This is a genomic window from Paenibacillus sp. WLX1005 (assembly GCF_046603685.1).
GTDB lineage: Bacteria > Bacillota > Bacilli > Paenibacillales > Paenibacillaceae > Saccharibacillus.
In genome coordinates this window covers 4,727,207-4,735,000 of the sequence record NZ_CP176756.1, presented here as the reverse complement: position 1 = coordinate 4,735,000, position 7,794 = coordinate 4,727,207, and the positions used below count along the sequence as shown (strand labels likewise).

Annotated in this window: 3 protein-coding genes, 8 tRNA genes and 2 rRNA genes (1 of these 13 running past the window's edge); 12 read left to right on the top strand and 1 reads right to left on the bottom strand. The window is 47.2% G+C overall.

What is annotated here, in order from left to right:
- The 10 genes from ACE3MZ_RS20295 to ACE3MZ_RS20250 form a co-directional block, all read left to right on the top strand.
- Window positions 1–58, top strand: a tRNA-Ala gene (locus tag ACE3MZ_RS20295) (it extends 18 nt beyond the left edge of the window).
- Window positions 59–214: 156 nt separating this feature from the next.
- Window positions 215–3,162: ribosomal RNA gene (locus ACE3MZ_RS20290) — 23S ribosomal RNA — on the top strand.
- A 62-nt stretch (window positions 3,163–3,224) separates the two neighbouring features.
- A 5S ribosomal RNA gene (rrf, locus tag ACE3MZ_RS20285) occupies window positions 3,225–3,341 on the top strand.
- A gap of 49 nt (window positions 3,342–3,390) precedes the next feature.
- Window positions 3,391–3,466, top strand: a tRNA-Thr gene (locus tag ACE3MZ_RS20280).
- Between the two features lie 41 nt (window positions 3,467–3,507).
- Window positions 3,508–3,583 (top strand) — tRNA-His (locus ACE3MZ_RS20275).
- A gap of 17 nt (window positions 3,584–3,600) precedes the next feature.
- Window positions 3,601–3,675, top strand: a tRNA-Gln gene (locus ACE3MZ_RS20270).
- A 16-nt stretch (window positions 3,676–3,691) separates the two neighbouring features.
- A tRNA-Lys gene (locus ACE3MZ_RS20265) sits at window positions 3,692–3,767 on the top strand.
- Between the two features lie 39 nt (window positions 3,768–3,806).
- Window positions 3,807–3,893 (top strand) — tRNA-Leu (locus ACE3MZ_RS20260).
- Between the two features lie 7 nt (window positions 3,894–3,900).
- Window positions 3,901–3,975 (top strand) — tRNA-Gly (locus tag ACE3MZ_RS20255).
- Window positions 3,976–4,136: 161 nt separating this feature from the next.
- A tRNA-Gly gene (locus ACE3MZ_RS20250) sits at window positions 4,137–4,207 on the top strand.
- Window positions 4,208–4,511: 304 nt separating this feature from the next.
- Here ACE3MZ_RS20250 and ACE3MZ_RS20245 read toward each other — a convergent pair.
- Window positions 4,512–5,504, bottom strand: a complete 993-nt coding sequence (locus tag ACE3MZ_RS20245; RefSeq protein ID WP_411343902.1) for a ketoacyl-ACP synthase III — start codon at window positions 5,502–5,504, stop codon at window positions 4,512–4,514.
- A 390-nt stretch (window positions 5,505–5,894) separates the two neighbouring features.
- Here ACE3MZ_RS20245 and ACE3MZ_RS20240 point away from each other — a divergent pair, with 390 nt between their 5' ends.
- Both ACE3MZ_RS20240 and eis read left to right on the top strand, forming a co-directional pair.
- Window positions 5,895–6,167 (top strand): hypothetical protein, encoded by a 273-nt coding sequence (locus ACE3MZ_RS20240; RefSeq protein ID WP_411343901.1) that lies wholly within the window; start codon window positions 5,895–5,897, stop codon window positions 6,165–6,167.
- A 171-nt stretch (window positions 6,168–6,338) separates the two neighbouring features.
- On the top strand, window positions 6,339–7,532 hold the full coding sequence (gene eis / locus ACE3MZ_RS20235) for an enhanced intracellular survival protein Eis (RefSeq protein ID WP_411343900.1): 1,194 nt from the start codon (window positions 6,339–6,341) through the stop codon (window positions 7,530–7,532).
- The last annotated feature ends 262 nt before the right edge of the window (window positions 7,533–7,794 follow it).

Genomic DNA, 7,794 nt, shown 5'->3' with positions numbered 1-7,794 from the left:
GGAGAGCGCCTGCCTTGCAAGCAGGAGGTCAGCGGTTCGATCCCGCTTGGCTCCACCATATAACTTTCATCAATGTAATATGTTGATCCTTGAAAACTGGATACCGAAACGAAACATCGCGTTTTAGAAGACTGTTCTTACTGAACACTGTGTAAACAGGATCGGTAACGAAGAGTAAGATAGGTTCTTCTTTTGATAAGAAGACCACCAACTAGGTTAAGCTAGTAAGAGCACACGGTGGATGCCTAGGCGCTAGGAGCCGACGAAGGACGTGGCGAACAACGATAAGGCCTCGGGGAGCTGTAAGCAAGCTTTGATCCGGGGATGTCCGAATGGGGAAACCTCACTGGATTCATCTCCAGTGACTCACATCTGAATACATAGGATGTGTAGAGGCAGACGAGGGGAACTGAAACATCTAAGTACCCTCAGGAAGAGAAAACAAGAGTGATTCCGTCAGTAGCGGCGAGCGAACGCGGAACAGCCTAAACCAAGAAGCTTGCTTCTTGGGGTTGTGGGACGTCTCTTTGGAGTGACAAAAAGGAATATGGTAGATGAAGAGGTCTGGAACGGCCCGCCGTAGAAGGTGAAAGCCCTGTAGTTGAAAGTATATTCCCTCCGAGACGGATCCCGAGTAGTGCGGGGCACGTGAAACCCCGTATGAATCTGCCAGGACCATCTGGTAAGGCTAAATACTCCCTAGCGACCGATAGTGAAGCAGTACCGTGAGGGAAAGGTGAAAAGGACCCCGGAAGGGGAGTGAAATAGAACCTGAAACCGTGTGCTTACAAGAAGTCAGAGCCCGATCTATGGGTGATGGCGTGCCTTTTGTAGAATGAACCGGCGAGTTACGTTCCCGTGCAAGGTTAAGGTGAGAAGCCGGAGCCGCAGCGAAAGCGAGTCTGAATAGGGCGACTGTAGTACGTGGACGTAGACCCGAAACCGGGTGATCTACCCCTGTCCAGGATGAAGGTACGGTAACACGTACTGGAGGTCCGAACCCACGCACGTTGAAAAATGCGGGGATGAGGTGGGGGTAGCGGAGAAATTCCAATCGAACCCGGAGATAGCTGGTTCTCCCCGAAATAGCTTTAGGGCTAGCCTCGGAAGGTGAGTCGCGGAGGTAGAGCACTGATTGGATGCGGGGCCCGCAAGGGTTACCAAGTTCAGTCAAACTCCGAATGCCGCAGACTTTATTCCGGGAGTCAGACAGTGGGTGCTAAGGTCCATTGTCGAAAGGGAAACAGCCCAGACCATCAGCTAAGGTCCCGAAGTGTGTGTTAAGTGGGAAAGGATGTGGAGTTGCCCAGACAACCAGGATGTTGGCTTAGAAGCAGCCACCATTGAAAGAGTGCGTAATAGCTCACTGGTCGAGTGACTCTGCGCCGAAAATGTAACGGGGCTAAACACACCACCGAAGCTATGGCTTGATACATCTGTATCAGGGGTAGGGGAGCGTTGAATGAGGATTGAAGGTGTACCGCAAGGAGCGCTGGACATCATTCAAGTGAGAATGCCGGTATGAGTAACGAAAAAAAGATCAGTGAGAGAATCTGATCCGCCGAAAACCTAAGGGTTCCTGAGGAAGGCTCGTCCTCTCAGGGTAAGTCGGGACCTAAGGCGAGGCCGAAAGGCGTAGTCGACGGACAACAGGTTGAAATTCCTGTACCACCGAAAGCCGCTATGAGCAACGGGGTGACGCAGGAGGGTAGTGACGCAGGCTGATGGATGCCTGTCTAAGCAGTGAGACTGGTGTGTAGGTAAATCCGCACACTCTAAGGTCAAGCTGTGATGGGGAGCGAAACTTACAGTAGCGAAGGTCATGATCTCACACTGCCAAGAAAAGCCTCTAGCCAGGAAGCAGGTGCCCGTACCGCAAACCGACACAGGTAGGTGAGAAGAGAATTCTAAGGCGCGCGGAAGAACTCTCGTTAAGGAACTCGGCAAAATGACCCCGTAACTTCGGGAGAAGGGGTGCCCCGGTAGTGTGAATAGCACGAGGGGGCCGCAGTGAAAAGGCCCAAGCGACTGTTTAGCAAAACTGTTTAGCAAAAACACAGGTCTGTGCGAAGCCGCAAGGCGAAGTATACGGGCTGACGCCTGCCCGGTGCTGGAAGGTTAAGGGGAGTGGTTAGTCTTCGGGCGAAGCTATGAACCGAAGCCCCAGTAAACGGCGGCCGTAACTATAACGGTCCTAAGGTAGCGAAATTCCTTGTCAGGTAAATTCTGACCCGCACGAATGGCGTAACGATTTGGGCGCTGTCTCAACGAGAGATCCGGTGAAATTTTAATACCTGTGAAGATGCAGGTTACCCGCGACAAGACGGAAAGACCCCATGGAGCTTTACTGCAGCTTGATATTGAACTGGGGTGCGATTTGTACAGGATAGGTGGGAGCCTTGGAAGAGGGAGCGCAAGCTTCCTTGGAGGCGCCGTTGGGATACCACCCTGATCGCATCTGAGTTCTAACCTAGTACCGTGATCCGGTACGGGGACCGTGTCAGGTGGGCAGTTTGACTGGGGCGGTCGCCTCCTAAAATGTAACGGAGGCGCCCTAAGGTTCCCCCAGAATGGTTGGAAATCATTCGAAGAGTGCAAAGGCAAAAGGGAGCTTGACTGCGAGACCTACAAGTCGAGCAGGGACGAAAGTCGGGCTTAGTGATCCGGTGGTACCGCATGGAAGGGCCATCGCTCAACGGATAAAAGCTACCCTGGGGATAACAGGCTTATCTCCCCCAAGAGTCCACATCGACGGGGAGGTTTGGCACCTCGATGTCGGCTCATCGCATCCTGGGGCTGAAGTAGGTCCCAAGGGTTGGGCTGTTCGCCCATTAAAGCGGTACGCGAGCTGGGTTCAGAACGTCGTGAGACAGTTCGGTCCCTATCTGTCGTGGGCGTAGGAAATTTGAGAGGAGCTGTCCTTAGTACGAGAGGACCGGGATGGACGCACCGCTGGTGTACCAGTTGTTCCGCCAGGAGCATCGCTGGGTAGCTACGTGCGGACGGGATAAGCGCTGAAAGCATCTAAGCGTGAAGCCCCCCTCAAGATGAGATTTCCCAAGTTAGTAAGACCCCTTGAAGACGACGAGGTTGATAGGTTGGGGGTGGAAGTGCAGCAATGCATGGAGCTGACCAATACTAATCGGTCGAGGGCTTATCCAAGATTCTAAACACGCGATGAATCGTTTCGGATTCAGTTTTCAGGTGATTAACACATCTGCACGTTTGGTGATGATGGCGGAGGGGTTCCACACGTACCCATCCCGAACACGACCGTTAAGCCCTCCAGCGCCGATGGTACTTGGACCGCAGGGTCCTGGGAGAGTAGGACGTTGCCAAGCGTATTCCCTTTTGGGGAAACAAGTAAGATCAGTTTTGAAGTTAAATTATGCCGGTGTAGCTCAGTTGGTAGAGCAACTGACTTGTAATCAGTAGGTCGGGGGTTCAAATCCTCTCGCCGGCACCATTATTTTATTTTTCGAATAAGATAATAAATTGTATATCATGGCGGTCGTGGCGAAGGGGTTAACGCATCGGACTGTGACTCCGACATTCGCGGGTTCAATTCCCGTCGATCGCCCCATTTCTTCTATATTTTATAGGGGATTAGCCAAGCGGTAAGGCAACGGACTTTGACTCCGTCATGCACAGGTTCAAATCCTGTATCCCCTGCCATTTGATTTTTTATTGAGAGCCATTAGCTCAGTTGGTAGAGCACCTGACTTTTAATCAGGGTGTCGAAGGTTCGAGTCCTTCATGGCTCACCATTTACATTTTGTAGATGGAATAGTTTTATTTCTTAGTATGCGGTCGTGGCGGAATTGGCAGACGCGCACGGTTCAGGTCCGTGTGGGCTTACCCCCGTGGAGGTTCGAGTCCTCTCGACCGCACCATTTTTATGCGGACGTGGCTCAGCGGTAGAGCATCGCCTTGCCAAGGCGAGGGTCGCGGGTTCGATTCCCGTCGTCCGCTCCATATACATTTTAGGTAAGTACCGGGTTGGAAGTGTAAGAAGCTTTAAGCTTCTTGAGTTTCAATGAATGGTGCTTTTGTTTTGGGCTTGATATGCTGTTAGATCGTCAATTACTTATTGTTATGATGATCGTAAGATAGTATGTAGCCTTAACTTTTGGTTCGCGGGTGTAGTTCAATGGTAGAACTCCAGCCTTCCAAGCTGGTAGCGTGGGTTCGATTCCCATCACCCGCTTTATAAAAAAAGAGGATGTCTGATGTTAACATCAGACATCCTCTTTTTGTTTTGTTCATCATGTTTTGTTCATCATGTTTTGTTCATCATGTTTTGTTCATCATGTTTTGTTCATCATGTTTTGTTCATCATGTTTTGTTCATCATGTTTTGTTCATCATGTTTTGTTCATCATGTTTTGTTCATCATGTTTTGTTCATCATGTTTTGTTCATCATGTTTTGTTCATCATTGTAAGTGACTTGTCATTATATATGATTCATCATTTTGTGTACTGTGTGCTGTATCTTTCATATATGGTCAAGCTTATTTTAGGTTGGGATTCCAGCGGATGAGCATTCCCATTTGGGTTAATCCTGCGCCGAAGCCGTAGAGTAGGATAGTATCATCGGTTTGGACTTTGTTGTCTAGTAAGCCTTGTTGTAGAGCAAGTGGAATGGAGGCGGATGATGTGTTGCCGTACCATTCGGCACTGGTTAATGTATGTTGGGGAGAAATGCCGGATTTTTCGCAAATGGAATCGATCATTTTTAGGTTGGCGCTATGAGGTACGAACCAGTTTATGTCGGATATCGTTTTGTCGGCATTTTGTAGCAATTGGCGGATTCCTTGTGGAACGGTGCGAACTGCCCATTTGTACACTTCGCGTCCATTTTGAAATATTTTGCCGTTGCCTTCCATTGGGTTGTTGTTTACTTCAGTGGATAAACCGCTACGGTATACATGGTGAGCACCACCACCGTCGCTATCCATAAAGACATCGATAAAACTTGGTTGATGTGCATCATACTCAACCAGTGCTGCTCCAGCGCCATCGCCGAACAGGATGCAGGTGCTGCGGTCGGTGTAGTCCAATGTTTTGGTCATCGTTTCGCTAGCAATTACCAAAACTTTGCGGTGTAGACCAGAGGTGATAAAGCTATTTGCCATATGGAGACCATATACAAAACCAGCACAGGTGGCATTGAGATCGAATACGCCAGCACGTTTGATTTTGAAGTGTGCTTGAATCTGGGCGGCTACGCTTGGAAATACATAGTCAGATGTGGTCGTTGCGACTAGTACAAGATCGACATCTTCGATAGTTACATTGTAGTGAGATAGCATGTTTTGGACGGCTTCAATACCGAGAGAGGAACTGAATTGATCTGGAGCGGCTACGCGTCTTTCGCGAATGCCGGTGCGCTGGACAATCCAATCGTCTGAAGTATCGACCAGTTGTTCAAGATCGTTGTTGGTTAGTCTTTTTTCCGGAACATAGGTTCCGAGGGCTGTGATACGTGCGGTAGATGAAGTCATCCGGGTCACCTCGTGTGATTAATAGTTTGCGTGCAAAAGATTTCTTTTTAATGATAAAGGTATGGGAGTCAGTATGAAAGCGTTAAATATGAAATATTGAATTTTAATTGTTATTGCTGGAAATAGTTTGTTTTCGCATTAGTGTATTGTTGTGTATTGGTTTGGATAGTTTATTTTGTTGTATAGTTTTGATGATTTTTTAGTACTTAGTTTTAGTATCTGGTACTAAAATTGATCTTGATATTAAATATAATGTAGAGTAAGAGGTTTGTAAATGGGTTTATATATGTATTTGATAGATAGTTGTAGTGAGTGAAAATAATTGGAGATATTTTATGGGGCTGGGAGACCGAAATATAATGTTTTATTTTATTTGGTAAGAAGCTCAGAATGAATGTAGATGTAGATGTAGATGTAGATGTAGATGTAGATGTAGATGTAGATGTAGATGTAGATGTAGATGTAGATGTAGATGTAGATGTAAGTGTAACTGTAAATAGAGACGTAGTTATAGTCATAGTTTTATTTACAAGTGTGAATATACGTAAATATAAAGCTAAAGATGCAGGTGCAAATTTAATTGTAAGTATGAGTACAAGCAGGTGTGTCCATATTAATATGGATATGGATATGGATGATGGGATGAAGTATACGTTTAGATAGAGATAGAAGCGGAGGAGATGAATGAGAAATAGATGAATAAAAAGTAGATCAACGGGAATTGGATAATTGTAAATGGGAATGACTGGTTTGAGAAATAGGTGCAGATTATGTTGTGATGGGGTTGGGGTTTGTGCTATGGTTTGGCTATCTTTTAAAATGAGGTGAAGTAAGGTGGATATTAGGCAATTGCGGGATGAGGATTTTGAGCAGAAGTTGGAGTTGTCGATGTATGCTTTTCAGTATGACGCATCGGCGGAGCGGGAGGAAGAGTTACGGAAGACGTTTAAGCCGGAACGGGTGTGGGGAGCTTTTGAAGGGGAGGAATTGCAGGCGCAATTAACGTTGCTGCCGATGCAAACGTACATAAATGGACAGGTGTTTGAGATGGGTGGTATTGCGGGTGTATCGACTTGGCCGGAACATCGGCGTCAGGGGTTGGTGGATCAGCTGCTTCGCCATACATTGCAATGGATGAAGGAAGCAGGGCAGACGGTGTCGTTTTTGCATCCGTTCTATTTTCCTTTTTATCGTAAGTACGGTTGGGAATTATATATTGAGTATAAAAAGTATAGTATTCCTACTGCATTATTACCAAAGAAAGTGCAGACAGAAGGACAGATTCGGCGAGGCATACAAGATCAGGAAGTACTAGCTTCGGTGTATGCGCAGTATGCCAGTCGTTATAACGGTACATTGGTACGCGATGCGAACCGGTGGGAAGTTGCGGTGTTAAAGCCGGAAGGGTTGAAAACGGCGGTGTATTACGATGAGCATGAAGCTGCGAGAGGGTATGTGCTCTATACGGTCAAGGAGCGAGAGCTGAATATTCGCGAATTGGTGTATCTGGATGAGCAGGCAAGACGCGCGCTGTGGACGTATATTGCGAATCATGATTCGATGGTGGATCAGGTGAAGCTACAGGCGCCAGCGGATGATGCGTTGCCATACTTGCTACATGATCCGCGGATTGAGCAGCAGATTGTACCTTATTTTATGGCGCGTATTGTGAGTGTCAAAGATTTTGTGGAGCAGTATCCTTTTGAAAAGGGCATTGTGGAAAATATTCGGATAGATGTAGAGGACTCGATTTGTGAATGGAATCAAGGAATCTGGGATGTGCTAATCAATGAAGATGGTCACGCGCAGGTTGTTCGGCACGATGGGTTGCCAGACGGTGTGCAGGATGATATTCAACAATACAGTGGAGTGCAGCTGGACATTCAAGCGCTAACATCGATATTGATGGGGTATAAGCGTCCAGTGGAATTGCACCAATGGGAGAAGATTGGTGGCAAAGCGGAAGCTGTGGAATTATTGGAGCGGCGCATTCCACGGAGGGAAACGTATTTGATGGATTTTTTCTGATTGCGTCTGATGGGAATTCTCTGAAAGTAGAAGCTTTGGAGAGGGAGTTATATCATGCTTGGATTGAACCAAGTATGGGCAGAGATGATACGTATGGCAAGAGTTAAGTTCGACTTTTCTAGAGTTGTAGTGGCTGTCAGGGGAAAGTTATAAATAATGTGAGGTACACTAAAACACCTTCAAGAATGGTAACCCTTATCGCTGGATATGGATGTCATTTTGAAGGTGTTTTGTATTGGGGACAGCGTTACGGTTTGGAAGA